Source organism: Polaromonas sp. P1_G2, assembly GCF_056405515.1.
This window is the reverse complement of record NZ_JBFUBY010000890.1, coordinates 1-521: the sequence shown is the minus strand read 5'-3', so window position 1 is coordinate 521 and position 521 is coordinate 1. Positions and strand designations below refer to the sequence as shown.

The following is a 521-nucleotide window of genomic DNA, read 5'->3' as shown; positions in this document are numbered from 1 at the left end:
GGTCGCAGCACTTCGCCTTTATCACGACGGCTCCGTCAACCTGATGCGGCTGATCCACGCCATGTCGACCAAGCCGGCGGAGATCTTCGGCCTGCCGGGCGGGACGCTGAAGCCGGGCACGCCTGCTGATATCACGCTGATCGATCTTGACGAGCCGTGGATCTGCATCAAGGATCACCTCGTCTCGCGCTCCAAGAACACGCCGTTCGAGAATGCCCGCTTTTCCGGGCGGGCGGTGGCGACTTATGTGGCTGGCAAGTTGGTATTCTCATTGAATTAGTCCCCGGGGAGGACGACATGGATAGTTTGATGACTTGGAACATCGCGGCCTTTCCCGCGATCATCTGCGCCGTGCTCGGCTACCTCTCCGGCTCGGTCCCTTACGGCCTCATCCTCACCCGCATGGCCGGCCTCGGCGACGTGCGCTCGATCGGCTCCGGCAATATCGGCGCCACGAATGTCCTGCGGACCGGCAACAAAGGCCTCGCCGCCACCACGCTGATCCTCGATGCGGTCAAGGG

General features: G+C 62.8%; 2 protein-coding genes. Both read left to right on the top strand.

The features are described from left to right. Nucleotides 1-280: amidohydrolase family protein (locus AC1D0P_RS28185; RefSeq protein ID WP_477679748.1), on the top strand; the 280-nt coding region annotated here is incomplete at its 5' end. Between the two features lie 29 nt (nt 281-309). Beyond that, nucleotides 310-521: glycerol-3-phosphate acyltransferase (locus AC1D0P_RS28180; protein WP_477679747.1), on the top strand; the 212-nt coding region annotated here is incomplete at its 3' end.